Annotated in this window: 25 protein-coding genes; 13 read left to right on the top strand and 12 right to left on the bottom strand. The window is 39.6% G+C overall.

The features are described 5' to 3' along the window. Positions 1-66 precede the first annotated feature (66 nt). The 10 genes from ilvC to GD597_RS14050 form a co-directional block, all read right to left on the bottom strand. On the bottom strand, positions 67-1116 hold the full coding sequence (gene ilvC / locus GD597_RS14005) for a ketol-acid reductoisomerase (protein ID WP_171608501.1): 1050 nt from the start codon (positions 1114-1116) through the stop codon (positions 67-69). A 141-nt stretch (positions 1117-1257) separates the two neighbouring features. Continuing rightward, complete coding sequence (locus GD597_RS14010) at positions 1258-1632, bottom strand: glyoxalase superfamily protein (RefSeq protein WP_171608502.1); 375 nt, start codon at positions 1630-1632, stop codon at positions 1258-1260. Then, complete coding sequence (locus tag GD597_RS14015) at positions 1629-2294, bottom strand: DJ-1/PfpI family protein (protein WP_171608503.1); 666 nt, start codon at positions 2292-2294, stop codon at positions 1629-1631. Before GD597_RS14015 ends, GD597_RS14010 begins: the two co-directional genes overlap by 4 nt. A gap of 9 nt (positions 2295-2303) precedes the next feature. After that, a complete protein-coding gene (ilvN, locus tag GD597_RS14020) occupies positions 2304-2891 on the bottom strand; it encodes an acetolactate synthase small subunit (RefSeq protein WP_171608504.1) in 588 nt (195 codons plus the stop codon). Positions 2892-2993: 102 nt separating this feature from the next. Beyond that, the gene (gene ilvB, locus GD597_RS14025) at positions 2994-4736 is read right to left on the bottom strand and encodes a biosynthetic-type acetolactate synthase large subunit (RefSeq protein WP_171608505.1); all 1743 of its coding nucleotides are present in this window, start codon (positions 4734-4736) and stop codon (positions 2994-2996) included. Positions 4737-4826: 90 nt separating this feature from the next. After that, a complete protein-coding gene (locus GD597_RS14030; protein ID WP_171608506.1) occupies positions 4827-5327 on the bottom strand; it encodes a DinB family protein in 501 nt (166 codons plus the stop codon). Positions 5328-5418: 91 nt separating this feature from the next. Then, positions 5419-7107, bottom strand: coding sequence for a dihydroxy-acid dehydratase (gene ilvD, locus GD597_RS14035; RefSeq protein WP_171608507.1), 1689 nt, complete (start codon positions 7105-7107; stop codon positions 5419-5421). Between the two features lie 81 nt (positions 7108-7188). After that, positions 7189-8088 (bottom strand): branched-chain amino acid transaminase, encoded by a 900-nt coding sequence (locus tag GD597_RS14040; protein ID WP_171608508.1) that lies wholly within the window; start codon positions 8086-8088, stop codon positions 7189-7191. A 365-nt stretch (positions 8089-8453) separates the two neighbouring features. After that, the gene (leuB, locus tag GD597_RS14045) at positions 8454-9569 is read right to left on the bottom strand and encodes a 3-isopropylmalate dehydrogenase (RefSeq protein ID WP_171608509.1); all 1116 of its coding nucleotides are present in this window, start codon (positions 9567-9569) and stop codon (positions 8454-8456) included. A 321-nt stretch (positions 9570-9890) separates the two neighbouring features. Next, on the bottom strand, positions 9891-11060 hold the full coding sequence (locus tag GD597_RS14050; protein ID WP_171608510.1) for a 2-isopropylmalate synthase: 1170 nt from the start codon (positions 11058-11060) through the stop codon (positions 9891-9893). 197 nt (positions 11061-11257) lie between these two features. Between GD597_RS14050 and GD597_RS14055 the strand changes: the two genes are divergently transcribed. After that, the gene (locus GD597_RS14055) at positions 11258-12808 is read left to right on the top strand and encodes a hypothetical protein (protein ID WP_171608511.1); all 1551 of its coding nucleotides are present in this window, start codon (positions 11258-11260) and stop codon (positions 12806-12808) included. 9 nt (positions 12809-12817) lie between these two features. Here the strand turns inward: GD597_RS14055 and GD597_RS14060 are convergent, their stop codons facing one another. Together GD597_RS14060 and GD597_RS14065 are read right to left on the bottom strand one after the other, a co-directional pair. Beyond that, the gene (locus GD597_RS14060) at positions 12818-13072 is read right to left on the bottom strand and encodes a hypothetical protein (RefSeq protein ID WP_171608512.1); all 255 of its coding nucleotides are present in this window, start codon (positions 13070-13072) and stop codon (positions 12818-12820) included. Further along, complete coding sequence (locus tag GD597_RS14065; protein WP_171608513.1) at positions 13069-13338, bottom strand: hypothetical protein; 270 nt, start codon at positions 13336-13338, stop codon at positions 13069-13071. The genes GD597_RS14060 and GD597_RS14065 overlap by 4 nt, the downstream gene beginning before the upstream one ends. Before the next feature lie 346 nt (positions 13339-13684). On the opposite strand from GD597_RS14065, the gene GD597_RS14070 reads away from it, so the two are divergent. From GD597_RS14070 to GD597_RS14125, 12 genes are all read left to right on the top strand, one after another. Beyond that, positions 13685-14461 (top strand): polysaccharide biosynthesis/export family protein, encoded by a 777-nt coding sequence (locus GD597_RS14070; RefSeq protein WP_171608514.1) that lies wholly within the window; start codon positions 13685-13687, stop codon positions 14459-14461. Position 14462: 1 nt separating this feature from the next. Continuing rightward, positions 14463-16850, top strand: a complete 2388-nt coding sequence (locus GD597_RS14075; protein WP_171608515.1) for a GumC family protein — start codon at positions 14463-14465, stop codon at positions 16848-16850. Between the two features lie 72 nt (positions 16851-16922). Continuing rightward, complete coding sequence (locus GD597_RS14080; protein ID WP_171608516.1) at positions 16923-17432, top strand: UpxY family transcription antiterminator; 510 nt, start codon at positions 16923-16925, stop codon at positions 17430-17432. Positions 17433-17554: 122 nt separating this feature from the next. After that, complete coding sequence (locus GD597_RS14085) at positions 17555-18253, top strand: acylneuraminate cytidylyltransferase family protein (RefSeq protein ID WP_171608518.1); 699 nt, start codon at positions 17555-17557, stop codon at positions 18251-18253. A gap of 135 nt (positions 18254-18388) precedes the next feature. Continuing rightward, entirely contained in the window at positions 18389-19432 is a 1044-nt protein-coding gene (locus tag GD597_RS14090) for an N-acetylneuraminate synthase family protein (RefSeq protein ID WP_171608519.1), read from the top strand. Continuing rightward, positions 19433-20560, top strand: coding sequence for a UDP-N-acetylglucosamine 2-epimerase (gene neuC, locus GD597_RS14095; protein WP_171608520.1), 1128 nt, complete (start codon positions 19433-19435; stop codon positions 20558-20560). A 13-nt stretch (positions 20561-20573) separates the two neighbouring features. Further along, on the top strand, positions 20574-21437 hold the full coding sequence (locus GD597_RS14100) for an ABC transporter permease (protein WP_171608521.1): 864 nt from the start codon (positions 20574-20576) through the stop codon (positions 21435-21437). Between the two features lie 381 nt (positions 21438-21818). Beyond that, positions 21819-23102, top strand: a complete 1284-nt coding sequence (locus GD597_RS14105) for an ABC transporter ATP-binding protein (protein WP_171608522.1) — start codon at positions 21819-21821, stop codon at positions 23100-23102. Continuing rightward, positions 23095-23943: a hypothetical protein gene (locus GD597_RS14110; protein ID WP_171608523.1), complete on the top strand. Its 849-nt coding sequence runs from the start codon at positions 23095-23097 to the stop codon at positions 23941-23943. The genes GD597_RS14105 and GD597_RS14110 overlap by 8 nt, the downstream gene beginning before the upstream one ends. A 5-nt stretch (positions 23944-23948) precedes the next feature. Beyond that, positions 23949-25088 carry a glycosyltransferase family 4 protein gene (locus GD597_RS14115; RefSeq protein ID WP_171608524.1) on the top strand — a complete coding sequence of 380 codons (1140 nt, stop codon included), beginning with the start codon at positions 23949-23951 and terminating at the stop codon, positions 25086-25088. A gap of 33 nt (positions 25089-25121) precedes the next feature. Continuing rightward, positions 25122-26045, top strand: a complete 924-nt coding sequence (locus GD597_RS14120; protein WP_171608526.1) for a glycosyltransferase — start codon at positions 25122-25124, stop codon at positions 26043-26045. A gap of 6 nt (positions 26046-26051) precedes the next feature. After that, positions 26052-26954 carry a glycosyltransferase family 2 protein gene (locus GD597_RS14125; protein ID WP_171608527.1) on the top strand — a complete coding sequence of 301 codons (903 nt, stop codon included), beginning with the start codon at positions 26052-26054 and terminating at the stop codon, positions 26952-26954. The last annotated feature ends 18 nt before the right edge of the window (positions 26955-26972 follow it).

A 26972-nucleotide genomic window follows, 5' to 3' on the forward strand; every position in this document is an offset into this window, starting at 1 on the left:
TGCTACGCAAGCGGTGCTGAAGCCTGCACTTTTGCCGGGTTAATAAACAGTACTTTGCAAAAACGTTTATTTCTGATTTTCAGGACGTAAACTTCTTACAGTTTGGCCAGCCTGCCACATTTCGCTTTCGCGTAATTCTTTTAATTCTTCTTCCAGTTTTACGCGGTAATCTGCCTTACTGTTACTATCAATAGAACGCTGCGATTCTTTACCGGTAGCCACGCTTTCGTATAATTCTTTAAATACGGGTGCAGTAGCATCGCGGAATTTTTTCCACCAATCCAAAGCGCCACGTTGTGCTGTGGTAGAGCAGTTGGCATACATCCAATCCATACCATTTTCTGCTACCAATGGCATTAGTGATTGGGTTAACTCTTCTACAGTTTCATTAAAAGCTTCAGAAGGGGTATGACCTGCATCGCGCAATACCTGGTATTGGGCGGCAAAAATACCCTGAATGGCGCCCATTAAGGTGCCACGCTCACCGGTAAGATCGCTATATACTTCTTTTTTAAAGTTGGTTTCAAACAGGTAACCGCTACCTACGGCAATACCCAATGAAATACATCTTTCTTTTGCTCTGCCTGTGGCATCCTGGAAAATAGCATAAGAACTATTTAAGCCACGGCCTTGTAAAAACATTCTGCGTAAAGATGTACCGCTGCCTTTTGGTGCCACTAAAAATACATCTACATCGGCTGGAGGCACAATGCCGGTTTGCTCGTTAAACGTAATACCAAAACCATGAGAGAAATATAGCGCTTTACCCGCAGTTAAATGTTTTTTTACGGTAGGCCACAGTTCAATTTGTGCGGCATCGCTAAGCAGGTAGCAAATAATAGTACCACGCTCTAATGCTTCTTCAATTTCAAACAGGGTTTCGCCGGGTACAAAACCATCTGCAATAGCTTTATCCCATGTTTTAGAACTTTTACGCTGGCCAACTATTACGTTAATACCATTGTCGCGTTGGTTAAGCGCCTGGCCTGGGCCTTGTACGCCATAACCTATTACTGCTACTACTTCATTCTTTAAAACTTCCTGCGCTTTTGCAAGTGGAAACTCTTCCCGAGTTACTACATTTTCTTCCACTCCGCCGAAATTTAATTTTGCCATGTTGCTTTGTTTTGCCCTCCCAACCAAAAGGTGTACAGAGGATTGTTTAAATGTTTATTTAAAAATTGTTATTAGCCCATTTTTCTGTTATTAATTAAGCATCTGTTGCGTCGCACTCTTGTGCTGCAACAATGCTTTCAGCTAAACACTGTTATTTAGTGCTTCATTAAACGATAAGCGGTTGCCAAACGGATCTGTAACACTTACACACATGGCCCCATAAAACACCTGCTCGTACGATGGCCTGTAATATTTGTAAGGTCTGGTTTGCAACTCATTAAAAAAAGCCTCTAACCCATTACACCAGAAAAAAACCTTGGCGCCCGGTGTACAATCACCTACTTGTTCTGTCAGGTGCAGGGTAATATTCCCTTTTGATACCTGCATGTAAACGGGTGTGTTCTCTTCAAATATATGTTCCCAGTCAATGGTAAACCCCAGCCAGCCAATATAAAACTCAACCGCTTTTTCATAACTAAAAATGCGTAAGACAGGTATGGTTTTTTCAACTGTCATAAGAACAATTTTTTTATCAGTGCCGCTCTTTCGTTTTGTATTGCAGCCCTGTCTGTAATAGCTTTTTGTACCATTGCTGCATCAGCTGTAGCGGGTGAGCCACTGTTAAATGGCGGCGCTGGATTGTACTCCATCATTAACTGAATTTCTTTAGCAGTATCTCCGCCAAATAGTTTTGCTGCAATGGTTAAGCCAAAATCTATGCCCGCAGTTACACCACCGCCGGTAATTCTGTTTCGGTCTATTACCACCCGGTCCTCTATTACTTCTACCTTAAACATGGCCAGCAGGTTAAGTGATAACCAGTGTGTGGTAGCTTTATAGCCATCCAGTAAACCAGCAGCTGCCAATACCAAAGAACCGGTACATACCGAGGTAATATAACTGGCTTTTATGGCTTGTTGCTGCAAGAAATGAATCAGTGGTGCTTGCTGCATGGCCTCAAAAATACCACGACCACCAGGTACAAATAAAATATCTACCTGTGGCGCAGTAGTAAACGTACAATCTGGTGTTAATAGTAAACCATTATCTGCTTTTACCGCTGTATTGTTTTCCGCAATTAAAAGAACTTGTGTGGATGGCAATCTTCCAAATACTTCATAGGGGCCTGTTAGGTCTAATTGTGTAAGGTTTGGAAATAATACCATGCCTATAATCATATCATTTATTTACATCGTAAACACTTCGCCACGTTTATTTAGGAACTCATTTTCTATTACTTCTTCACCCGGCTGCTGACTTTCAAATTCACGCAACTTTTCGTGAAACCCGGCGCTGCTTTTAATAATGGCTACACGGGCACTGCGTACAAATTCAATCAGGCCATAAGGTTCCAGTGCTTTTATTAAGGCTTCTGTTTCTTCGCGGTGGCCGGTGGTTTCAAATACGGTATAGTCTTTACGTATTACCACTGCCCTTGCACCATATTGGCGTAACAGGCGTTCTACCTTAACCTTTTCTGCAATTTCATCGGTTGGTACTTTGTATAAGGCCAGTTCCTGCCATAAAATTTCATCGTTGGTATTGTAGTAGGCTTTTAATACTTCTACCTGTTTTTCAATTTGGCGGCAAAGTTTTTTTACTACTTCTTCCACTTCATTAATTACTATCGTAAAGCGGTGTACGCTGTCTATTTCTGAAGGAGAAGTGTTCAGGCTTTCTATATTAATTTTTCTGCGCGAAAATATTATGGCTATACGGTTTAGTAAACCTATCTGGTTTTCTGTGTACACCGTAATGGTATATTCCTGTTTCATTGTTGTTGGCTTTTTGCTGCTGGCTTTTGTTGAATAGTATTAATGCTGTACAAGTGTGCGACGCAAGTAAAGCGTAATGCTTTGCTATTGCCGGGTTAACCCTTATTGCAATCTTATTTCTGATACACTGCAACCCTGTGGTACCATGGGAAATACATTGTTTTCTTTACCCACCATTACTTCCAGTAAATAGGCGCCATCGTGATCAAGCATTTCTTTTAGCGCATTTTTTAAACCATCCCTGTGATGTACAGTTTGGCCTTCAATGCCATAGCCCTTGGCAATGGTAACAAAATTGGGGCTTTGAATATCTACAAAAGAATACCTTTTGCTATGGAATAACTCCTGCCACTGGCGCACCATGCCCAGGAAATTATTATTAAGAATTAGTATTTTTACCGCTGCGCCAAATTGCATAATGGTGCCCATTTCCTGCAATGTCATTTGAAATCCGCCATCGCCTATAATGGCTACTACTGTTCTTTCGGGTGCGCCGTATTTGGCGCCAATGGCTGCAGGCAGTGCAAAACCCATGGTACCCAAACCGCCGGATGTTACATTGCTTTTTGACTGCGTGAATTTGGCATAACGGCAGGCTACCATTTGGTGCTGGCCAACATCTGTTACAATAACTGCATCGCCTTTGGTAAGTTCGTTAAGTGCATCTATTACCTCGGCCATGCTCATTTCTTCTACTGTTGGGTGCATTTCTTTTCTTATCACAATAGCCTGCTCTTCTTCGGTAAAAGAATAAAACCGCTGCAGCCAATCTGTATGTTCTTTTTTAGTTATCAGTTCTGTAAGCAGGGGCAAAGTTTCTTTGCAATCTCCCCATACAGGTACGGTAGCTTTTACATTTTTATCAATTTCTGCGGGGTCAATATCCAGGTGAATTACTTTGGCCTGTTTGGCATATTTATCAAGTCGGCCGGTAACCCTGTCGTCGAACCGCATGCCAATGGCAATTAATACATCACATTCGTTGGTTAAAACATTTGGGCCGTAATTGCCATGCATACCCAGCATGCCCACATTTTGCGGATGATCAGTTTCTAAAGCACTTAGGCCAAGAATAGTCCAGGCTGCGGGAAAACCACCTTTTTCAATAAAGGCTTTAAATTCAGCTTCGGCACGGCCAAGTATAACCCCTTGTCCAAAAATTACAAATGGCTTTTTGGCTTCGTTAATAAGCTGGGCTGCTTCTTCAATATATTCTTTACGTATTATAGGTTTTGGGCGGTAGCTGCGCACATGGTGGCAGGGCTCGTAACCAGTAAAATCAAATTTTTGCAGCTGTGCATTTTTGGTAATATCAATTAGTACGGGTCCCGGGCGGCCGCTGCGGGCAATATAAAATGCTTTGGCTAAAATGGCTGGTAATTCAGTAGCATCTGTAACCTGATAGTTCCATTTGGTTACTGGTGTGGTAATATTTATCACATCAATTTCCTGGAATGCATCGGTACCCAGCAGGTGCGCAAATACCTGTCCGGTAATGGCCACTATTGGTGTACTATCAATTTGGGCATCAGCCAAACCGGTAACAAGGTTGGTAGCACCGGGGCCACTGGTAGCAAATACCACCCCTACATTACCCGATGTACGCGCATAACCCTGTGCAGCATGAATACCACCCTGTTCGTGACGCACAAGTATATGTTGCAGTTTATCCTCATAATCATACAGGGCATCGTAAATGGGCATAATGGCGCCGCCGGGGTAACCAAAAACGGTTTTCACACCTTCGGCAATTAATGCCTTTAATACTGCCTCGCTACCTGTTATAGATATTGACTTTTCAACAGGTGTTTCAATTTGTTGTTCTAATGCTTCCAGTGTACTCATAAAATATTTTTTGTTATCAGCATTTGTAAATTCATTCAGCTTTACTTGTGTCACTCACTTGTACGCCACAACTATATGCAGCCATTTGTTTTATTGCAATGGTAAACGATAAGCCGCCAATAAATCAGTTGATGTTACGCCTGTAAAACCTGCCTGCCTTACCATAGTAACCAATTGGCCCCTGTGTTGGGTGGAGTGATTAAATACATGCGCAAACAACTGATAATAGGGCATGGAATAAGCATCTCCGTTTAACCGGCTAAAGTTAAGGTTGGTGTTAAGCGTATCTTCATCAAACGTATCTATCAAATTTTTTAAGCCTGCAGATGTTTCTTTCCACAAGGCAATATGTTCGTTTTTGGTACCCTTATAAACTGGCTGCAACCAAACAATGGAGGGATTATGATTAAATCTTTCCAGCCACGCTTTTTCTGCACTAATTACATGCAATACGGTTTGTTGAATACTATTAAAGCTGCTGACAATCTCCTGGTTCCACTGCTCTTCGGTAAGTGCTTCCAGCCAGTTACAAACAATATTGTTGGCCCAAACATTATAGGCAGCCAGCTCTTTAAAATATTGTTTTGTCATGCTTAAATTTTATTTTGTTGCATTATTTGTTGCAGTACAAGTGTGCGACGCAACGGATGTTGCAGGTACCTGTACTGCCGGGTACAAAAAATTAATCCTCATCTGTTACACAGCCTTGTGCAGCATTTTTTACACTGCGGGCATATTTAAATAAAATACCTTTTGTGGCTTTGAGAGCGGGTTGTTGCCAGCCTGCTTTTCTTTGTGCAATTACCTCATCGCTTACTTTTAAATTGAGGGTATTATTGATGGCATCTATTTCAATAATATCATCGTCCTGCACCAATCCAATTAAACCGCCTTCGAAGGCTTCCGGAGTAATATGCCCAACCACAAAACCATGTGTGCCGCCACTAAAACGACCATCTGTAATTAATGCTACAGATTTGCCCAAACCCGCGCCAATAATGGCACCTGTGGGTTTTAGCATTTCGGGCATACCCGGTGCGCCTTTGGGGCCAATATTGCGGATAACCACCACATCGCCTGCATGTACGCGGCCAGATTGAATACCTTTTATTAAGTCATGTTCACCATCAAATACCCTTGCCGTACCTTGAAAGCGTTCGCCCTCTTTACCACTAATTTTTGCAACACTACCACCTTCTGCCAAATTGCCGTAAAGTATTTGTAAATGGCCAGTAGCTTTTAAAGGCGTTTCCAAAGGCATAATGATTTTTTGTTTTTCAAAATCAAGATCTGGTGCGTCGGCCAGATTTTCTGCCACGGTTTTGCCTGTAACAGTAATGCAATCACCATGTAATAAACCCTTGCCTAACAGGTATTTCATTACTGCAGGTACCCCGCCATATTGATGGAGGTCTTCCATTAAGTATTTACCGCTTGGTTTAAAATCGGCCAATACCGGAATTTTATTACTTATTGCCTGAAAATCATCCTGAGTTAAAGACACATCTACACTTTTTGCCATAGCAATAAGGTGTAAAACAGCATTTGTGCTACCGCCTAAAACCATGATAACGGTAATGGCATTTTCAAATGCTTTACGTGTCATGATATCGCGGGGTTTGATATCTTTTTCAAGGATGATTTTTATGGCTTCACCAACAGCGGCACATTCTCTTTGCTTTTCTTCGCTTAATGCCGGGTTGGAAGAGGAGAAAGGTAAACTCATGCCCATTGCCTCGATAGCGCTGGCCATGGTATTGGCGGTGTACATACCGCCGCAGGCACCGGCACCGGGACAGGCATGTTGCACAATTCCTTTAAAATCAGCCTCACTTAGGTTGCCAGCAATTTTTTGGCCCAGGGCTTCAAAGGCAGAAACTATGTTTAAATCTCCATGTCCCTGGTAATGGCCAGGTGCAATGGTGCCTCCATATAACATAATGGATGGACGATTTAACCGGCCCATGGCCATGATGGTGCCCGGCATATTTTTATCGCAACCTGGAATACCGATAAGGGCGTCATAATATTGTGCGCCGGCATTGGTTTCAATGCTATCGGCAATTACATCGCGGCTAACAAGGCTATAGCGCATACCATCTGTACCCATACTAATACCATCGCTAACGCCTATAGTATGAAAACGAAGGCCAAGTAAACCTTCAGTTTTGTTTACACTTTCTCTTACTGTTGTAGCCAGATCGTTAAGGTGCATATTACAGGGATTACCATCCCAGCCCATACTAACAATACCTACCTGCGCTTTATTAAAGTCTTCTTCTTTAAAGCCAATTGCATAAAACATTGCCTGTGCGCCGGGTTGAGTAACATCCTGCGTTAAGGTTTTGGAATATTTGTTTAATTCAGCCATTGTGTATACTTGTATTTTATCGTCTTTAAGTTAATTTTTGCTTTGTGCCTCCAGATACATTATGAATTAGATCTCTGGTAATTAAGCTTCTACTGTTTGATGTATTTCCATTTCAATTACCCTTGCCGCATAGGCTTCTTTAATTTTTTTACTGATGGTATCATTCCAGTTCTTTTTGAAACTGACATTGTCTATTGATTCCCAGCCAATCACTTCGGCGGCAGTACCGCAGAAAAAAGCTGCATCTGCCTGTTTTAGTTCTTCGGATGTAATTTGTTTTTCTGTTACAGGGATACCCATTTCTTCGGCTATTTCAAATACGGTAGCACGTGTAATGCCGGGTAAGATATTGCCTAATGAAGGTGTTAATAAAGCACCATCTTTTTCATAAAACATATTGGCGCCGGGCCCTTCGGCAACAAAGCCTAGCATATCTGTAAGTAGGGCTTCATCAAAGCCATTGGCTTTTGCTTCCTGGCTGGCCAGGATAGAATTTACATAGTGGCCGGCTGCTTTGGCGGTTATCTTAAACCCTTTTGGATTAGGTCTTTGGAATGAGGAGGTCATAACACGCAGCAACTTTTCACCTAAAAATGGCAGCATGGGCCATACTTCAATAAAAATGAAAGATTCTGTATTTTGTACAAAGCTCATATTGGCCGGTGCATACACTACGGGGCGTATATAGGCATCCTGCAGGTTGTTTCTTTTTAATACTTCGTAACTGGCATCAATTAATTCCTGGTTGGTCCATGTGTATGGCATATTTAAAGCTTCGGCCGAATTTTTTAGGCGGGTAAAATGTTCTTCAGGCTTGAAAATACTGGTTTCGCCATTTACGGTTTTATATGAACGTATGCCTTCAAAAACGGAATAACCATAGTGCAGCGATTGGCTGTAATAATCCATTTTTGCTTCTGTAGCTTTTACGTAGGTGCCGTTTAAGTAGAGAATTGTATTCTCGTTGTAATAAGATGCCATGTTGTTGTTTTTATGCTTTATTAATCATATTGCTTTTTGCCGACGGATATTACTGTTGTACAAGTGTGCGACGCAAGTAAAGCTGTATAGCGATACTTGTGCCGGGTTAATAACCTGCATACAATAAAACAAAAAACCCGCCTCTAGGTGAGGCGGGTTTGTATAGTTTAGTTGTAATAAGTTAACAGTTTACACCACCTCAGTTTGTTACAGGAATAATAATGACTAGCACTACCAGAATGATAGTGAGTAGAAGTACATTATTTAAACCGCGTAACTGCATGTTGAAGTGTTGTACAACGAAAATACACCCGCCATATGAATTAACAAAGAACTTTTTTATTTGCTGTGTTTAAGCAGCGCTTTTATATGATGGTAGATTTTCTCAATTCTATATTTTTCTGATTTACTACATCGCTTATTTTATTGTTGATGTATTCTGCCACCAGATCACCGATGGTAGAGGTAAAATAAAAATTGATAGTGTCTATATCTTTAGTTACAAATCTGTTTTCCAATGTCCAGTCAACTGCCTGTCGCACCAGTTTTGCCTCTTCGGGCATTTGAAAATAATCCAGCATCATGGCGGCAGATAAGATTGAGCCTATTGGATTTGCGGTATCTTTTCCTGCTACGAGTGGATAGGAACCATGGATAGGTTCGAAAAGAGCTGTACCAATACCAACGGATGCAGAAGGTAAAAGGCCTATTGAACCTGTGAGCACACTGGCTTCATCGCTGATGATATCGCCGAACATGTTTTCTGTAAGAATGATATCAAATTGCTTTGGGTTGAGGATGATTTGCATGGATGCATTGTCTACAAACATGTAATCTACAGCTACTTCTTTATAGGCAGTAGCAATTTGTTGTATGATTTTACGCCAGAGACGGGAGGTTTCCAGCACATTGGCTTTATCTACCAGCGTTAATTTCTTTTTTCTTTTTTGCGCATATTGAAAGGCCAGATGCGCTACCCTTTCTATTTCGGGTGTGGTATACACGCAATCGTCTGAAGCCCTGTTACCGTCTTCGGATAATTCTTTTTTGCCAAAATAAATACCGCCAGTTAATTCACGGAAAATGATAAAATCTACATTTTCGAGGTATTTGGCTTTTAATGGCGATAGGTGTTGCAGCGCGATATAGGTATTGATTGGGCGTATATTGGCAAATAACTGTAATGATTTGCGCAATTTAAGCAAACCCTGCTCGGGTCTTACTTTAGCTGATGGATCGTTATCGTATTTTGGATGGCCGATGGCGCCAAATAAAACGGCATCAGTATTTAGGCAACTTTCAATGGTTTCGTCGGGTAGTGGATTGCCCGTTTTGTCAATGGCATCTGCACCCATTAAGCAATAGGTGTAGTTAAACTCGTGATGAAAGTGCCCGGCAATAGCATCCAGCACTTTTATGGCTTGTGCTGTTACTTCGGGGCCTATTCCATCGCCATTAATGACGGTTATACTTTTTTTCATAACATGTTGTGTCTTCTTATCAAGACATGGATTTTCATGGTTAGAGGCATTTGTGGTAAACAATTGCCTTATTGGATATTTTAATAAACAATGGCCGCATTTTTACAAAGCCTTTTATGCAAGTTCAATCGTTGATGCCCAAATGAAAATGTTTGAGGCTTTTGGCACATGAGAATTGTGTAAAAACGCTAACCATTGTTTAAGTATGTTTTAGTATGGTAAGTGGTTGGCTTACTAAACTTTTTGTTGCCTGTTGTGATGCAGTTCAGGTGTGCGACGCAAGGATGTTGCCCGGGTTATGGTGCCGGGTACATATTTGTTTTATGCGTTTACCACTGTTAACTGGTATTCTTTTGCCATTTGATGCAGGTCTTCGTCCTGCACTTCTTTTTTCTTATCGGCCACTACCAGAAATTGCTGATACAATGCATCCACATCGTTTCTGTTGAACTGGTAGCCTATTTTTTGAAAGCGGTGTGCCAGTGCACTGCGACCGCTGCGGGCTGTTAATACAATTTTTGAATCATCGGCACCCACATCTCTTGGGTTGATGATTTCGTAAGTAAGTGCATCTTTTAAAAAGCCATCCTGATGAATACCACTGCTGTGGGCAAAGGCATTACCGCCAACGATGGCTTTATTGGGCTGCACGGGCATGCGCATGGTATCGCTTACCAGGCGGCTCATGGGATTTAATTTTTCCGTTTTAATGTTGGTGTAAAAACCCAATGAGTGGTGTTGCTTTAAAATCATCACACATTCTTCAAGAGAGGTATTGCCGGCACGTTCGCCTAATCCGTTGATGGTACATTCTATTTGTCCTGCACCGGCAATTACTCCTGCGATTGAGTTAGCGGTAGCTAAACCCAGATCGTTGTGGCAATGGCATGAAATCGTAGCTTTATCAATGTTAGAAACATTGTTTTTGAGATAAGCAATTTTATCTCCGTATTGATGTGGTAAACAATAGCCTGTAGTATCGGGGATATTAACAACGGAGGCACCGGCGCCAATTACCGCTTCAATAACCCTTGCAAGGTATTCATTATCGGTACGGCCGGCATCTTCAGCATAAAATTCTACATCGTCCACAAAATTCCTGGCCCATTTTACGCATTGAATAGCGCGTTGCAATATGTCTTCCCTGTTGGAGTTGAATTTTGATTTTATATGCAAATCTGATGTACCAATGCCGGTATGTATACGTGGCCTTACGGCATATTTTAATGCATCGGCGGCTACTTCAATATCTTTTTGAACGGCCCTGCTTAGGGCTGTGATGGTAACATTTTTTACCACTTTTGAAATTTCACGTACCGAATTAAAATCGCCGGGGCTGGATATGGGGAAGCCTGCCTCCAGAATATCTACACCAAGGTCTTCAAGGGCAATGGCGAGTTCAATTTTCTCTTTTGTATTTAACTTACAACCGGGAACCTGCTCTCCATCTCTTAAAGTAGTGTCGAAAATATCTATCTTTCTTTGCGGCATATAAAATATTTGGATGTAAAAGTGTACTGCAACCTATTTTTGACCCTTTGAATTTTTAAAAAACAATAGGGGTTTGCGAAAATACAGTTTGTACTTTTGCCATTCAGGTAAAAATAGGGTGAACTTTACGGTGTATAAGTAGGTGTATTTGGATTATAATCCTTTGGTGGTAAGGGTTTTATTAAATAATTTTTACAATGCCTAACAGAAATACGGATGAGCTTTTTCAACTAATTAAATCGCTGGATAAGGGTGAAAAGCGCAATTTTAAGTTATATATTAAACGAATCTCCGGATATGAAGACCTTAAGTCGGTGCTTTTGTTTGATGCATTGGATAAAATGGAGGTATACGATGAGGAGTATTTGCTAAAAAAACACCGCAGTATCAAAAAACAGCAATTGTCTAATATGAAGGCTGGCTTGTACAAACAACTGTTAGCAAGTTTGCGCCACTCCAACGATGATGATAATATAGACATGCAGCTAAACGAGCAAATGAGTTATGCCAGAATTTTGTATAACAAAGGTTTGTACCTGCAAGCATTGAAGGTATTGGGTAAAATAAAGCATTTGGCAAAGGAGCATTACCAGCTTACTTTTCAAATGCAGGCACTTTTTTTTGAGAAAAAAATTGAAGCCCTGCATATTACCCGAAGCCTGGAGAACCGTGCCGAGCGTTTGAGTTTTGAAATAGACGATGTAAATATGCACCTGAGCCAAATGAGCTCATTGTCTAATCTTTCGCTGCAATTGTATGGACTATATATAAAAATGGGGCATGCCCGGGATGAAAAAGATGTGGAAGCTGTTAAAACATTTTTTGAGGCCAATTTGCCCGTTTGCCATTTGGAGGATATGCAGTTTTACGAGAAACTATATCTATATCAATCTTACTGCTGGTATAATTTTATTTTACAGGATTTGTTGATGTATTACCGCTATTCTCAAAAATGGGTAGACCTTTTTGAGCAGGAACCTTTTATGAAAAAGGTAGAAGCAGGCCAATACATAAAAGGCATTCACAATTTATTAAGTGCGCATTTCGATCTTAGTAATTATGATGGTTTTAACGATACCCTGCACCGTTTTGAAACATTCTCCACTTCTGATTATGCCAATATTAATGCCAACGCCCGTATTCAAACCTTTGTGTATTTGCATATAGCCAAAATAAATAAACATTTTTTGGAAGGCACTTTTGAACAGGGACTTGAACTGGTACCCTATATAGAAGAAAAGCTAAAGGAATACCAGTTGCAATTAGACCGCCACCGAATTTTGGTATTTTACTACAAAATTGCCTGTTTATATTTTGGCAGTGGCAATAATGAAAAAGCCATTGATTATTTAAATAAAATTATTCACCTTAAGGTAGATTTGCGTACCGATTTGCAGTGTTATGCCCGCCTGTTACACCTGATTGCACATTACGAACTGGGTAATCATCAATTACTGGAATATTTAATTAAGTCTGTATACCGCTTTATGGCAAAAATGAAAAACCTTAGTGTGGTAGAAGAGGAGATTTTTAAATTCCTGCGCAAATCATTTGCGCTGGCGCCGGATAAAATGATTCCAGCATTTGTAAAACTGAAAGAAAAGTTGCAAGGAATAGAAGGCAAACCTCTGGAATCAAGGTCTTTTATGTATCTGGATATTATTGCCTGGCTGGAAAGTAAAATTCAACATGTGCCGGTACAGGAGGTAAGAAGGGTGCGCTTTTTAAGCGGCAGAAAAACAAAATAGAAAACAAATTTAGTTTTTTGAAAAAACATAGTATTTGTGCGAAATATTAATGCCGCTATCAAATGCATGTTTTACTTTTTCGTATTTTTTTACACGTTTCAGGCTTTGAACATCAAATACATCGTTTAGTACAAAAAAGGTATTAAACGATTCTATAAATGGCAGCAGATGCTTGATGGTTTCAATCTCATCTTCCACACGATCTTTATCAAAAGCCTTGTCTTTAATTGGCAGCAATAGTTCCCTTTCCATCACGTATTTCATTTAATGTGACAGTAAAAATACTTGAATGCACTTCTTGTGGCTGTGATTATAGTCACAATGATTTGTTTTAATCTTTTTTTAATATATTGCACATTATTAGAAAATAATCCATATCCGTTAACAATAAAACAGGGATTGATACCAGCTAAAGGAACAAAAATCATCGTTCCTTGCGTCGCAATCCGTTCATCTGCAACAACATTGGCAGCAGTATTCAGGCCAAGAGTAAATAACAAAAAATGGTTATTTACGGTAAATGCTGCCACACAGGTTTAGTTTTATACAACCGGTTTCATGGATGATTTTGGTCATATTAAACAGTTTTTTTAATAAAATAGTAATGTGCCAATGGTAGCTATTTGTAAAAATTGGCTGTTTGCTGCATACATTGGTGCTGTACAAGTGTGCGACGCAAGAGCAGTTAAATAAATGGTATACAGCCGGGATCAAAAAAGAAAAACTAAAACGAATAACCAATAAAAAACATGTAATCTCAGGTAAAACAAAACATATAATGAAAATTTGTTAATACAGGCATTATCACTAGCGTAAAATCATGTATTTTCAATGAATAGTTATTTAGTTTTGAAGGACTTGTAGAAAAAGGAACATATGAATAACCTCAAATCCACTATGGGCAAACCAATATTCCTGTTAATACTTATTGCTATGGCAATGGTGCAAACATCTTGTATTAACAGTAAAAGTATTATGTATTTTAATAACCTGCCCGATACTACCCGATTACAACTGGAAAAATTAATCCCACCCGTACCCACCATTCAGGTAAACGACGAAGTAGAAATACGCATTGGTGGCGATAACGAGAAAACTGTTGCCTATATAAGCCAGCATTTTGCAGGTGGTAACGAAACCGGCAGTTTACTTACAGTAGTAGACGTAAATGGCGCTATTGAATTGCCACAAATTGGTAAATTAACCATTGCCGGATTAACCCGCGAAGAAGCCAAAGACCTGATTACCAAAGCATATAAAGAGTACCTGATAAACCCGGTGATAATGGTAAAATTTGGGGAGTTTCACTTCTCGGTACTGGGCGAGGTAAAAATGCCGGGCATGAAGGCCTCAAAAACCGAGAAAGTAAATATACTGGAAGCACTGGCGCAGGCCGGCGATCTTACCCAATATGCGCAAAGGGATAAAGTAAAAATTATAAGGGAAGTAAATGGTAACCGCGAACTGATTACCATAAACCTAAATGATAAAGCCATTCTCAATTCGCCCGATTATTATATTCATACCAACGATGTTATTTATGTAGAACCCAAGAATGTTAAGCAGGTAACGGATAATTTTCAGCGTACATTACTTTATATTACAGGAATTACCAGTTTTCTTACTGTTTTTCTTGTAGCCATAAAACGATAATATGAGCTATCCAACAACCGATAATGAAACCAGTGAGGTAATTGGCGTATCCGGCACCCAATTCGATATAAAAAAATTCATTTACAAGCTGATTAGTTTTTTGCCATGGATAATTTTATCTGTGTTAATAGCTTATGCCGGGGCAAAAATATATTTGCGTTATACACCGCAGGTGCACCGTATTTCGGCCAACCTGTTAATAAAGGATGAGGAAGACGCCTCACCCGAAAACAATATATTACGCGAATTGGGTGTAATGCCCGGCAGCAAGGAGATCCAAAATCAAATTGATATTCTGCAATCGTACGAGCTGGCAGAAAATGTGGTAGACTCCCTTAACCTGCAGGTAAATATTATTTCGCAAGGTAGAATTACCTCATCGCTATTATACGGACATGCAGCACCCTTTTTTATAAAACCTATTGGAAAAGATACTATAGAATTTAAACCCGATAGCTATATTGTTTATCTGCATAATGCAGATTTTGAATTGGTGAAAAATGGTAAATCCATTACCAAACTATATAACGATTCTTTTAAGTTAGGCGGTAAAACCGTGATATTGCAACGGAATAGTAAAATAGCCATTAACCCGGATGGATATGTTTTATCTATTAGAACCAAACGTTCTGTTGCATTGGCAATAGCAGGCGCTATTACTGTTACCAAACTACACGAAATGAGTGGTGTGCTGGAAATTGCCATGTTGGATGAATCTCCCCAAAAAGCCATTGATATTATTAATACCCTGATAAAATCGTTTAACACTGCCGGTATTAGCGATAAAAAAGAAGTGGGTTATAAAACCAGTAAATTTCTTACAGAAAGGGTAGATAGTGTTGCTGCAGAATTAGACCAGCTGGAACTAAAGGCCGAAGCATTTAAAAGGGATAATAAGATTAATGATATTAGTGCGCAGGGTACCAAGTATTTAGATCAGGCATTGGATTACGATGAAAAGCAAACGGCACAGCAAGGGCAATTAGAATTGCTGGCATCCTTAGAAAAATTTATTGCCAATGCCAAAGATTACACCGATATTATTCCCTCTCAATATGGTTTAAATGAGCCTACACTTACCGGGTTAATAGCCCAGTACAACCAAAGTGTGGGCACCTATCAGGAGCAGGCAAAAATAAGCACACAAAAAGATCCGGTAATGGGCCGGCTTAAAAACCAGTTGCAGGATATTAAGGGCAATTTGCTAAAAAATATTACCAGTATCCGCCAGAGTTATCAGATTGTATTAAAGCAAATTGCCGGTAAGCAAAACAATTTTGAACAACAGTTTTCCGGCTTTCCCGAAATGGAAAGACAATACCTTAAACTCAAACGACAAATTGGTGTAAAAGAGCAATTGTATTTGTATTTGCTGCAGAAAAAGGAAGAAACAGAATTATCGCTTGTTTCAACCATAAACGATACCAGGGTAATTGAATCGGCTTTTGATAAAGGCATTATTTTACCAAAGGCCGATCAGGTAATGTTATTTGCCATATTAATTGGATTGATTTTACCTGTAATTGCCATGTTATTACTGGATTTCTTTGATAATAAAATTGCCGACCGTAAAGAAGTAGAAGCTGGCACCCGTGTACCTATTATTGGCGAGCTTTCTTATAATCCGGAAGTACGCAATAAACTGGTTAATACTAAAAGCCGATCCAGCCTGGCTGAGCAGTTTCGCCTTATTGGAACCAATATCCGGTTTATTGCACCTGATAAAACTTGTAAAACAATATTGGTTACCTCGTTTATGAGTGGTGAGGGAAAAAGTTTTGTGTCTATCAATCTGGCATCAAGTCTGGTATCGGGTAACGCCAAAGTGTTGCTGATAGAAATGGATTTACGCAAACCTAAAATGCTGCAATACCTTAATACGCAACTTAGTAATGGACTAACCAATTATATTATCAACGATATTCCTATTGCCAACATTATTGGCAGGGTAGATAATTTACCTAATGTAGATGTTATTTCCAGCGGCCCCATGCCTCCCAATCCGGCAGAATTGTTAATGCATAAAAAGGTAGACGATTTGCTGGCATATGCCCGGGAGCATTACCAGTATATTATTATCGATTCGCCACCGGTGGGCCTGGTAGCAGATGTTTTTTTACTTACCAAACACATAGATATTACCCTGTTTATTTTAAGACATAAACATTCATTTAAAACAACCATTCAGTTTATTGAGAAGTTACATACCGAACAAAAAGTGAATGCATTAAATGTGGTGGTAAATGGTATTAAAGACCATGCAGGTATTGGCTATGGTTATGGATATGGATATTCGTATGGCTACGGTTATCATTATGGGTCCGGTTATTACTCAGATGATAAAAAGCCAAAAGGATGGAAAAGGTTTTTAAAATGGCGCAATAAATAAAAGCGCCTGCATACAGTTTTTAACAAGATTCAATTACGCATTGTGACTGAGAATGCGGAGCCGTGTACAGTTATGAATGATTCATCAAAAAAATGGTTTGCTGTTTATACAAAACCGCGTTGGGAAAAAAAGATCAACGCAATTCTGCAATCAAAAGGAATCGAAAGTTGGTGCCCCTTGCATAAAATAGTAAGGCAATGGAGCGACCGTAAAAAAATTATAGAAGATACCCTGTTTAAATCCTATGTGTTTGTAAATGTTAACGAGGAAGAGCGCATACAGGTATTGCAAACGAATGGGGTGCTGAATTTTGTTTTTTATTTGGGCAAACCTGCAGTAATAAAAGATGATGAAATTCATTTAATCAAATCTTATCTGCAGGAAAAAGATGCTACTATTACTACCCATTCATGGGATTCTCTGGCGCCTGATATTAAGGTTAAAATTCAGCACGGTGTATTTATGGATAATACCGGCACTGTATTGCGTACCAGCCGCAAAAAGGTGTATGTGCGTTTAGAAAGTCTGGGCCAGGTAATGGTAGTAGAATTTCCAGCGGCCCATGTAACGCCTATACAATAAATCAATATTGTTGGCCGGGCAATAGTACAATATTCAACTTTACTTGCGTCGCACTCTTGTACGCCGGGAATGTGCCGCAGCAACCGATACTAAAAAATTCAATTTTCAACAATCCTGAAATTATGTTTGTATTAGGTACTATTTGTTGCCGTGCCGGATCTAAAGGGGTAAAAAACAAAAATATAAAACCACTTTGTGGTAAGCCCCTGGTAACCTATACCCTGGAAACGGCGCAGCAATGTTCTGTTTTTAACGATATACTCGTATCAACCGATAGCGCTGAAATAATATCTATTGCTGCAGAATTTAATATACAGTATATCATCAACCGCCCGGCGCATTTGGCAGCAGATGATACCAGCAAATGGGATGTATTTATACAATTGCTGGAGCAATACGAACATGATAAAAATATTAGGGTAGATTATATTGCCGATATGGATGCTACAGCCCCTTTAAAAGCAAAGGAAGATATAGAAGCTGCCGTACACATGGCTATTGCCAATCCGGCAGCAGATGTGGTGATTACCGCCTACGAAGCCGAAAGCAATCCCTACTTTAATATGATGGAAATAAACAATGCCGGTTTTGCAACCATGGTAAAATCGCCGGGTGATGCATTGGTTTGCAGGCAGCATGCGCCAGCTGTTTATAGTCTATCGCCTTCTGCATTTGTTATAAAGCGGGATGCATTATACCAATATCCGCACTGGAGTAAAGCAAATTGTATGTTATCTATTATGCCTCGAAACAGGGCAGTAGATATTGATACCGAAATGGATTTTGCCTTTGTTGATTTTTTAATGCAGCAAAAAGGATAAATCCAGCTGCAGTGTTGCTTTATTGATTGCTGCCATGCATGTGGAACGATGAAGTGATTGCGACGCAAGCGGCGATGCCCAATGCGCTTCAGCTGGTATCCAAATTTTTACTGATTTTTTTGAATTGAATATTTTATGACACATCCATATATAGAAATTGCGGGCCGTAAAATTGGTTACGATTATGCTCCATTGGTTATTGCCGAAATAGGCATTAATCACGAAGGCTCTTTACAAACTGCAAAAGAAATGGTTGATGCAGCAGAAAGGGCCGGTGCCGAAATGATAAAACATCAAACCCATATTGTAGAAGATGAAATGAGCAGCGCAGCCAAAAAAGTAATACCCGGTAATGCCGATATAAGCATTTACGAAATTATGCGCCGCTGTGCGTTAACAGAAACTGAGGAGCTGGAACTAAAGAATTACACCGAAGCAAAGGGCATGATTTTTATTTCAACTCCCTTTAGCCGTGCTGCAGCAAATCGCCTGCATGGATGGGATGTGCCGGCCTATAAAATTGGCAGTGGGGAATGTAATAATTATCCCTTGTTGCAACATATTGCGTCATTTGGTAAGCCGGTAATTTTAAGTACGGGCATGAATACAATGGATAGTATTGCCAAAGCGGTGGCCATTTTTGAAGCACAAAAACTGCCTTATGCAATTTTGCATACTACTAATTTATATCCAACACCAAACCACCTGGTAAGGCTGGGGGCCATTACTGCATTGCAACAGGCTTTTCCGCAGGCGGTGGTAGGTTTATCAGATCATACCCTTACCAATCATGCCTGTTTTGGTGCGGTGGCATTGGGTGCGTCCATATTGGAACGTCATTTTACGGATAGTATGGACAGGCCTGGTCCGGATATAGTTTGCTCCATGGATATCAAAGCCTGCCATGAATTGATTGAGGGCAGCCGGATTATTGCTGCACAACGGGGAGGAGTTAAAGGCCCGGCGGCAGAAGAACAGGTTACCATTGATTTTGCATTTGCATCGGTATGTTCCATAAAACAAATTGCCAAAGGCGAGCAGTTTACTACTGAAAATATTTGGGTAAAAAGGCCGGGTAAGGGGGGCATTGCGGCAGAATATTATACCGGCATTTTGGGCAAAAAGGCAGCCCGTGATATTGCGCATGATGAACAATTACAACATGAAGATATTCTATAAATGAAACGTATTGTATTTGTAACCGGTACCCGTGCTGATTTTGGGAAACTAAAATCATTGATTGCTGTGCTTTCAAAAGAGCCGGCATTTGAAGTGCACATATTTGCCACCGGTATGCACATGGACATAAAATATGGTTTTACGGTAAATGAAATTATGAAGTGTGGTTTTCAGCACATATTTCAGTTTATCAATCATGACAGTGAATCGCTGATGGATATTACCCTATCCAGAACCATAGAAGGCTTTGCCAATTATGTGCGCATGATACAACCAGATTTAATTGTGGTGCACGGAGACCGTATTGAAGCCCTTGCAGGGGCAACAGTTGGCGCATTAAATAATATTTTAGTAGCGCATATTGAGGGTGGCGAATTATCCGGTACGGTAGATGAGCTGATAAGGCATGCTGTATCTAAATTAAGCCATACCCATTTTGTAGCCAATGCTGATGCCAAAGCCAGACTCATACAAATGGGTGAAATGGCAGATAGTATTTTTGTGATTGGTTCACCCGATATGGATGTGATGCTTTCGGATAATTTACCTGCCTGGACAGAAGTTAAAAACTACTACGAAATACCTTTTGAAACATTTGGTGTAGCTGTTTTTCATCCGGTAACCACTGAGTTACAGCATATGCACCAATTTGCTGCTGCCTATGTGGATGCATTGATGGCATCTGAAATGAATTATGTTGTTATTTATCCCAATAACGATAAAGGATCAGAGCTGGTACAGCTTCAAATTCAGCGATTACAGGGATTGCCCCGATTCAGGATATTTCCTTCCATGCGTTTCGAATCTTTTCTGGTAGCCATGAAAAGGGCCGCCTTTATGATTGGTAATTCCAGCGCAGGTATAAGGGAAGCGCCTTATTTTGGTGTGCCCACCATTAATATTGGTACCCGGCAACAAGGGCGTACCAACAACCCCGATATTATTCATGTAGGGTATGCTACCGAAGCCATATTGCAGGGTATACAGCAGGCGCTGCATAGCACCATTGAAGCCAGGCAATTATTTGGTACCGGCAATAGCGATGCCAGCTTTTACCAGATATTGTCCAACCCGGATTTTTGGCATACCCCCAAACAAAAATTATTTGCCGACCAGGTACATGCCTGATGGATTGATACACATGCAAGAAAAAAATTCAACAGAAAACTGGACAGAAGTAATTAGTCCGGGCCGCCATTTACTTGATCTGCGGTTGGCAGAAGTATGGCGTTACCGGGATTTGGTGTTGCTGTTTGTAAAACGCGACTTTGTATCGCAATACAGGCAAACCGTGCTGGGTTATGCCTGGTATATAATACAACCGGTATTAACCACATTTATGTTTTTAATTGTGTTTAATAAAATTGCCAATATTTCTACAGGGCAAATACCGGCTGTATTATTTTATATGTGCAGCATCACCATTTGGAATTATTTCGCCTCATGTCTAACCGCAACTTCATCGGTGTTTACTGCCAATGCGGGCATATTTGGTAAAGTATATTTTCCACGGTTGGTATTGCCATTGTCTATTGTATTATCCAATATCATCAAATTTGCTATTCAGCTGGTTTTGTTAACCGTGCTGATCATTTATTATTCAGCCACATCCTCTTTTCATTTGCAGTGGGGCTGGCATTATATGTTAATACCGGTTATAGTGCTAAATATGGCTTGTATGGGTTTGGGTGCCGGTATAATTATTTCTTCGCTTACTACTAAGTACCGCGACTTTGCCGTATTAATAACATTTGGGGTGCAATTGTTAATGTATGTAACGCCGGTGGCCTATCCATTAAGCTATGCCATGCAATCTGACTATAAAAATTTTATCCTCTTTAATCCGCTTTCGCCCATGGTAGAAAGTTTCAGGTATGCGGTGTTTGGGGTGGGCATATTTGATACCAATTTGTTTTTATATAGTATTGCTTTTTCTGTGGTGGCTTTATTGGCGGGCATCATATTGTTTAATAAAGTAGAGCGCAGTTTTATGGATACGGTATAGTATTGCCGTTGTTGTAATTCCAGTTGTAAAATTTGGAGCCGGACTGCAGATCCTCTATTTAACATCCGTTGCGTCGCACTCTTGTACTTTGGTTCATTGGGCAGCAAGATGGGGAGAGGGGAGTGGTGAGTGGTGAGTGGTGAGTTGGGAGTTTGGGTATAGGATGAGGATTTATTATTAACTAATCACCATTCACCATTCTCTAATCACCAGATCAGCAAAGAGCTGAACCCTGCAGTGTGCGACGCAAGTAAAGCCGATAGGTATTATTGGCTGGGCTCATAAAAAATTTGATTATACTATTTAACTTTTATCCTATTTCGTTTTAGAAGAATTACAAAACCTGCTGCTTAACATGATTCATATACTTCTCATTATCCAATGTCTAACATAATTATACAAGTTGAAAATATTTCCAAACAATACCGGCTGGGGCAAGTGGGTAGAAGTACCATGCATGATGATATTACCCGGTGGATGCATCGTTTAATGGGTAAGCCAGACCCTTTTTTAAAAATTGGTGAAGACAATGACCGTAGCAAAAAATCCGCATCGGATTATGTATGGGCTTTACGTGATATTGGTTTTGAAGTAAGGCAGGGTGAAGTTTTGGGTATTATTGGCCGCAATGGTGCGGGCAAATCTACCCTATTGAAAATATTATCAAAGGTTACTACACCCACTACCGGGCAAATAAAAGTAAAAGGTCGCATAGCTTCTTTATTGGAAGTAGGTACAGGTTTTCATCCCGAATTATCGGGACGTGATAATATATTTTTAAATGGCGCTATTCTGGGAATGACGCGCAAAGAAATACAGCAAAAATTTGATGCCATTGTAGATTTTGCAGGTGTTGAACGTTATATTGATACTCCTGTAAAACGATATAGCAGTGGCATGTATGTGCGTTTGGCTTTTGCCGTAGCCGCACACCTGGAACCCGATATTTTAATTGTGGATGAAGTATTGGCCGTTGGTGATGCAGAGTTTCAAAAGAAATGTTTGGGCAAAATGAAGGAAGTTAGTGAACGCGATGGCAGAACGGTGTTATTTGTGAGCCACAATATGCCCGCTGTACTAAACCTGTGTACACATGCTATGGTATTACAGTTTGGCAAAACAGTGTACAATGGCGCAACCGAGCCAGCCATACAACATTACCTTCATAATAAGCAAGCTGCTATTCAGTTGCCTGTTGCCGCACGTACCGACCGTAAGGGAAGCGGACAATTAACCTGCACCGGAGTACAGATTGCCGATGAAGCGGGTAAAGCTGTGGCCGTTGTAAAATCAGGGGATGAAGTGAATATTCAGGTACAGTATACAATGCAACTTCCTGTTGTACGGCAACTTCTATGCAGACTGCAATTTGTAAATGCCAATGATGATCTGATGTTTATTTGCAATAATGAACATGCGGCTGGTTTATTTGATATTTCTGCCAAAGATGGGGTATTGAGTTGCTGTATTGAGCGCCTTCCATTATTTGGTGGAGATTATACCATTAATGTGCAATTGTTTTCAAGGGAAACAGGTTTGTTAGATGAGGTGGAAGCTGCTGCCACACTTACAGTAGTGGATGGTGATTTTTTTGGTACTGGAAAGATACCGGTAATTCGCAAAGGCCTGTTAGTGGCACATAACTGGACAACGCAAAATGGATAATAAGGTATTGATTATATTAGGTATGCACCGCAGTGGTACATCACTGATTGCACAATGGCTGCATAAATGTGGAATGCAGTTGGGGGATCGGCTTCATGGTGCAGATATCGGAAATGTGGAAGGGCATTTCGAAGACATAGATTTTTTGCAATTGCACCGGCAAATGCTAACAGATCAAAAAATGTCATCAGTTGGACTTGTTTATAATGAAATTGATTCCATTGATGCCTATTTTATAAAAAAAATTAGGGCGTTAATAGATTTTAAAAACTCATTACATACACAATGGGGTTGGAAGGAGCCGAGAACATGTTTGTTTTTGTCGTATTACCGGGAGTTTTTGAGTAATGCCAATTATCTGGTTGTTATAAGAGATTATCATTCAGTTGTTACTTCACTTGTTGAAAGAGATTTTAAAAGTTATGAGAAACGGATATATGCCCGGTCAAGTTATATTTCCAATGCAGGAAGATTTATTTATACCCGTTATTGGAAATTTATTAAAAGGAATTACAGCCATAAAAAATTTTATTCCCGATATACAGCGCATTTTTTAAAGGTATGGATAACATATAATTCAGCTTTATTAAAGCATCTTGAATTATCAGAACCAGGAAAATACGTATTGATTGAACATAAGGCTTTACAAAATAAAAGTAAAGAGCTGTTTGAGGTACTTGAATCCAAATGGCAATTTTCTTTGCATTATGAAGCGCTTGGAAGTATATTTAAAACAGATTTAATTACAAAGAAAAAAGATATCAGCCTATTTGTTAAAGATCAGGCATTGTTAAAAACGGCAGATGTATTATACAAAACCCTAAAACAATTTAGTATTTAAGCGGGATGAAAGATAGCAAGAGAAAAATATTGGTCATATCTCATGATGCTACTCAAACAGGAGCGCCGCTATTATTGTTGCATTTGCTAAGCTTGTTAAAAGGAAATGGGGTTAGTTTGAATATCCTGGTACGCAATAAAAGCGGCCAAATGGCAGATGCATTCAAGGCATTATCCCAAACATTTGGGTTTATGCCACGCATATTTAATCATACACTTAAAAGTCGGATTAAGTGTTTTTTATTTGGAAAATATGAGCCATTTGATGTTCATACATACACAAAGGATGTTGATGTTATTTTAAATAACACCATTACTAATGGAGCTGTTTTATCCTTTTTAAAAAAAAGTTATAAAGGCAAAATAATCACCTATATACATGAATTAGAATTTGTTGCTGTAAATAACCGTTCTTCAGTTGAAACAATTACACATACAGATCATTTTTTAGTTCCTTGCGAAGTTGTTAAAAAGTTATTGACGAATACCTATGGTGTGCCAGCAAATAAAATTAGTTTGCTACATTATTATTTACCAAACACTACATTTTCTGAAAAAACCAATGCTGAATTTACAAAACGGTATTCAATTAGCACTCCATTTGTAATTGGTATGGCTGGTTCATTAAACTGGCGTAAAGGTTATGATTTGTTTTTGCAGGTTGCCAGAATTTTTTATAACAATTGGCCACTTGCAAATGCGCAATTTGTTTGGGTGGGTGCAGATGAGGCAAATATTGAAACGAAAGAAATTGCTTTTGATATAGAAAAGATGAACTTGAATGATAAAGTAAAAGTATTACCTGTTTTAAATGATATGTCTGGTTTCTATGATTGTATAAATATACTATTGCTAACATCAAGAGAAGATACTTATCCAATGGTAATGCTTGAGGCCGCAGCTCATCAACGGGCAACTGTTTGCTTTGAGAATGCCGGTGGCGCTAATGAATTTATTGAAGGGGGTAACGGTATTGCCATTAAATATGGTGAAATTGAAGAAATGGCATCGGTATTATATGATCTTATGAATCATCCTCACAAGGCAACTGAGATGGGGAAGAGTGCCAAAAGAAAAGTAGAAACGCATCATACAAACGGACAATTGATTTTGGATCAGTTGTATGGGGTACTTGAAAATCTATAATATAGTTTGCAGGCTTTGTCCTAAGTGTTTAAAATGATATCAGTAATCGTTTGTTCCAGGTCGTTACCCTTATTTCAAACCCTGTCGGATAATATTGCTAAGACCATCGGGGTTGATTTTGAAATTATCAGGATAAACAATGCCAACGGCAAAATGGGGATTTGTGCTGCTTATAATGCAGGTGCAGCAAAAGCAATATTCCCTTATCTCTGTTTTGTACACGAAGATGTTTTATTTCATACCCAATATTGGGGCAGGCATATTCTGGCACACTTTAAAGCCGATGAAACCATTGGTTTGATAGGCGTGGCAGGTGCCGTATATAAATCGCGGATGTGTTCGGCCTGGGGAGAAAGTGAATCCGGTTGGATAGAAAACAAACGCATGAACATTATCCATCATTCCAATGCCGCGGGTAATCCTGATACACATTTTAACATCAATCCTGCGAATGAAACACAGTCAAGGGTAGCTGCAATAGATGGTGTTTTTATGGCAACAACCAAACATCATTGGGAACAGGTACAATTTAATCAGTCCCTGTTAACAGGTTTTCATGGATACGATCTGGATTATTCTATTCACATGGGCCTCACACATAAAGTGGTAGTGGTATATGATGTGTTAATAGAACATTTTTCCGGAGGTAATAATACACTGGATTGGCAAAAAGCTATTTTGAGGGTACATCGTAAATGGGCGCATAAGCTGCCAATTGTCTTCGCCAATATTCAACCAGTGCATTCCGCGTATAGTAACGGTTGGAAAAGACTTAGAAAAAACATGCATTACTATTTGAGCAATACAACCGGCTTTTTTAGTGTGATTGGCTATTACCACCAATATACATTGTTGCTGGAAGAGAAGCCTGCATTTTTTCTGTTTTTAAAAGATTATTGTAAAGGGCTTATTCAAATTTGTCAACGGTATGGTAAACCTTCCATTACCGGTGCTTAACAAACTATGCCGCCACTTGTAACCATAATTGCCATTTGTTATAATCAGGCGGACTATGTGCTGGCTACATTAAACAGCATTAAGCAGCAAACCTATCCGGCCATACAACTTATTATTGCCGATGATGCCTCTGCTGATGCTACACCCCAACTGGTGCAGGAATGGATTAACATTAACTGGCCCGATGCTGTTTTTATAGCACATAAGGTAAATAATGGCATCACCAAAAACCTGAATAGTGCCATTCCATTTGTAGAAGGCAGTTATGTAAAACAAATTGGTTGCGATGATATTATGGAGCCCGATGCCATTGAAAAGGTAATCGCAGCTTTTGATGGCCTGCCCGAAGATTATGGCGTGGTGTATACTGATATGCATCGTATCAACGAATCTGGTGCACTGATTGATGATATGGGGCTTATCGAGAAAAGGGGTCACCCGGTTTATTCAGGTGAGGTGTACCTGCAAATGATTCAAAAACCATTTATCACTTCGGCCAGTATTATTTTTAAAAAATGGGTGCTGGATAAACTGGGCGGATTTAATGAAAAGGTTTTTTATGAGGATCATGATTTTTATTTGCGTGCAGCCCGTGTATGCAAGTTTTATTACCTCAATCAAAGAACCATTCAATACCGGGTACATAGCGGCTCTTTAATAAACAGCTCATCGCGTATAAAATATTTTTATAACGTATACAATGTGTACTATACCAATTTTGATAATCGTACACCCTTTGTTTCCATTTTTACCGAGCGTTTATTGTTTTGCATAAAAAACCTTTATGCATTGCATTATAAAAACAATTTCGGCTTTGCCTGTAAAGCATTTTTTAAAACCCACAATTTGCAGTTTTTAAAATTTGCTGTGGCCAGTATCCCATTTTACCTAAAGGGCAATACACTATAATTTTTGTTTGGTTTGCTT

The sequence above is a fragment of the Limnovirga soli genome (assembly GCF_013106755.1).
In the GTDB taxonomy this organism is placed as follows: Bacteria; Bacteroidota; Bacteroidia; order Chitinophagales; family Chitinophagaceae; genus Limnovirga; species Limnovirga soli.

Coding starts and splice junctions, on each gene's coding strand:
- GD597_RS14115 (WP_171608524.1), top strand. CDS start 23,949: ATGAAAGATAGCAAGAGAAAAATATTGGTCATATCTCATGATGCTACT.
- GD597_RS14125 (WP_171608527.1), top strand. CDS start 26,052: ATGCCGCCACTTGTAACCATAATTGCCATTTGTTATAATCAGGCGGAC.
- GD597_RS14075 (WP_171608515.1), top strand. CDS start 14,463: ATGAGCTATCCAACAACCGATAATGAAACCAGTGAGGTAATTGGCGTA.
- GD597_RS14040 (WP_171608508.1), bottom strand. CDS start 8,088: ATGGCATCTTATTACAACGAGAATACAATTCTCTACTTAAACGGCACC.
- GD597_RS14100 (WP_171608521.1), top strand. CDS start 20,574: ATGCAAGAAAAAAATTCAACAGAAAACTGGACAGAAGTAATTAGTCCG.
- ilvC (WP_171608501.1), bottom strand. CDS start 1,116: ATGGCAAAATTAAATTTCGGCGGAGTGGAAGAAAATGTAGTAACTCGG.
- GD597_RS14085 (WP_171608518.1), top strand. CDS start 17,555: ATGTTTGTATTAGGTACTATTTGTTGCCGTGCCGGATCTAAAGGGGTA.
- ilvD (WP_171608507.1), bottom strand. CDS start 7,107: ATGGCTGAATTAAACAAATATTCCAAAACCTTAACGCAGGATGTTACT.
- leuB (WP_171608509.1), bottom strand. CDS start 9,569: ATGAAAAAAAGTATAACCGTCATTAATGGCGATGGAATAGGCCCCGAA.
- GD597_RS14010 (WP_171608502.1), bottom strand. CDS start 1,632: ATGACAGTTGAAAAAACCATACCTGTCTTACGCATTTTTAGTTATGAA.
- ilvB (WP_171608505.1), bottom strand. CDS start 4,736: ATGAGTACACTGGAAGCATTAGAACAACAAATTGAAACACCTGTTGAA.
- GD597_RS14070 (WP_171608514.1), top strand. CDS start 13,685: ATGAATAACCTCAAATCCACTATGGGCAAACCAATATTCCTGTTAATA.
- GD597_RS14110 (WP_171608523.1), top strand. CDS start 23,095: ATGGATAATAAGGTATTGATTATATTAGGTATGCACCGCAGTGGTACA.
- GD597_RS14055 (WP_171608511.1), top strand. CDS start 11,258: ATGCCTAACAGAAATACGGATGAGCTTTTTCAACTAATTAAATCGCTG.
- GD597_RS14120 (WP_171608526.1), top strand. CDS start 25,122: ATGATATCAGTAATCGTTTGTTCCAGGTCGTTACCCTTATTTCAAACC.
- GD597_RS14080 (WP_171608516.1), top strand. CDS start 16,923: ATGAATGATTCATCAAAAAAATGGTTTGCTGTTTATACAAAACCGCGT.
- GD597_RS14030 (WP_171608506.1), bottom strand. CDS start 5,327: ATGACAAAACAATATTTTAAAGAGCTGGCTGCCTATAATGTTTGGGCC.
- GD597_RS14015 (WP_171608503.1), bottom strand. CDS start 2,294: ATGATTATAGGCATGGTATTATTTCCAAACCTTACACAATTAGACCTA.
- GD597_RS14090 (WP_171608519.1), top strand. CDS start 18,389: ATGACACATCCATATATAGAAATTGCGGGCCGTAAAATTGGTTACGAT.
- GD597_RS14105 (WP_171608522.1), top strand. CDS start 21,819: ATGTCTAACATAATTATACAAGTTGAAAATATTTCCAAACAATACCGG.
- GD597_RS14050 (WP_171608510.1), bottom strand. CDS start 11,060: ATGCCGCAAAGAAAGATAGATATTTTCGACACTACTTTAAGAGATGGA.
- neuC (WP_171608520.1), top strand. CDS start 19,433: ATGAAACGTATTGTATTTGTAACCGGTACCCGTGCTGATTTTGGGAAA.
- ilvN (WP_171608504.1), bottom strand. CDS start 2,891: ATGAAACAGGAATATACCATTACGGTGTACACAGAAAACCAGATAGGT.
- GD597_RS14060 (WP_171608512.1), bottom strand. CDS start 13,072: ATGAAATACGTGATGGAAAGGGAACTATTGCTGCCAATTAAAGACAAG.